1 protein-coding gene is annotated in these 1,350 nt (G+C 45.0%); it reads left to right on the forward strand.

The annotated features are described in order from the left end of the window. Positions 1-175: 175 nt before the first annotated feature. On the forward strand, positions 176-1,350 hold a 1,175-nt coding region (locus EBR25_14085; protein ID NBW42099.1), incomplete at its 3' end, for a hypothetical protein.

The raw sequence follows: 1,350 nt of genomic DNA on the forward strand, positions 1-1,350 counted from the left end.
GGAATGAGTGAATTGAATTGACCTCCTGTGGCTCCCTCGCCCTCTTCTGACTTATGACATGAAAGAATCCTCCATCCACTTAAATATCGGTAGGGGAGAGCTCTATTTTTCAGCTGGCTGTTTAAGAAATCTAGTACTTAGTGGTTTGGATATGTTCAGCATTTAGAGTACCATTATGCCAGCTATGCATCAGTCCTTAAAATACCTTAAATCGTATTGGCCAAAGTTACACTTTGCCATCGATAGCGCCCCTGAGTTTACAGCTGACGGCTACTGCTCAGGCCAAAGCTACCACCGCTTAGCAAGAGAATATCAACATCTCACCGGTTGGTGCTTTTTCCCTTACGCGCATGTTCAATTACAACTCCAGTTGGGTGACCTCATCCTCGATTCATCCGTGCCCAAAGAAGAGCGGGAAGATGTAGCAGTAGCATTTCCCTATCATGCTGCTAGTCACTCCTCGGGCTTTTCTCTTCTGGTGCCATCAAGCCTTTTAGCTCACACCAATCAGACCTTACCTTTAAGGCTCGTTGCCCACTTTGGCAATTTTACGAAAGTCATATGGTCATACACTTCAGGAGACCATAGCTCTAGCGATACTGCCCCAGAAGAAGGCGCCATGGAATTATCGAGACTCCTGGACCAATACTATCCAAATCGTTCTATCGCTACTAAGTCAGCGTCCATAGATGTAGCTCGGCGACTAAAGAAGGAATACGCTAATAAGGAACACGTAGTCAGCAAACGAGAGCAAGATTTTCTCGACACACTGTTAAAAGACGAGGGGACCGTCGCGTTCGTTTTTGGACTCGGGACGGATCTTGCCTCTGGAAAATCGACTTGGGAGATCTTAGCCTCGCACCCCGTAATGAAGAGCTATAATGTATGCCGCGTTTCCTCATTGGTCGAAGACGGTCTTTCCGATGATACTTTATACGATGTCACTCTGAAGAGCTTAATTGATTACCAACGAATACATTCACTCAATTTTCTTTCAACCTTTTTTGTCGTTGACTGGCAAAGCATTAAAGATGCCTTCCTCTGTAAGCATATGCTCGATGGGGGAGACGTCTTTCACCTACTGGATGACACGATTGTGAATATAGCCGCGTCTCTCTCTCTCGTTGAACAGCGCGGATTTCACTTTGCTATGAACTCATATGCTTACCCCCTTTATTCAGAGCCTCATATCGAAGAACCCCTTAAGGAACTACTGCCTCAAAATGTCACGCCTATGTTGGTTTCTACTTCTTCAACCTCGGAAGGACTTTTTGATCAGGAACTCATTCCAAAGGATACTCCTCACAACGGCGCAGTAAAAAATCGAAACATAGATTTGACAATTATTGT

It is taken from the genome of bacterium (assembly GCA_009926305.1).
In the GTDB taxonomy this organism is placed as follows: Bacteria; Bdellovibrionota_C; UBA2361; order UBA2361; family RFPC01; genus RFPC01.